Below are 274 nucleotides of genomic sequence, written 5' to 3' on the forward strand. Positions count from 1 at the left end.
ACCACTCTAGGTAAGCGGACTAAGTTAGGATTCACCAACAAAGGATTTGAAAAGTACTTTACCGATGACTGGAAATTCGGTACTGCTAAGTTGGTCCATAACCGGGGCAAGTGGTTTCTGCACATCGGCATCACCAAAGAAGTTAGCGATTTCAGTCCCAAAGACAATCCTAAAATCGTAGGGATTGACCGTGGATTACGTTTCCTGGCAACCGCCTTTGATGATGAAGGAAAGACGCTATTCTTTGATGGTCAGAAGATCCTACGTAAGCGAA

At 44.5% G+C, this 274-nt stretch carries 1 pseudogene; it reads left to right on the forward strand.

Features of this window, described 5'->3' with window-relative positions:
* Nucleotides 1-274, forward strand: a pseudogene (locus tag FC99_RS13965) (RNA-guided endonuclease TnpB family protein); the annotation flags it as partial.

This window comes from Levilactobacillus koreensis JCM 16448 (assembly GCF_001435525.1).
Lineage (GTDB): Bacteria > Bacillota > Bacilli > Lactobacillales > Lactobacillaceae > Levilactobacillus > Levilactobacillus koreensis.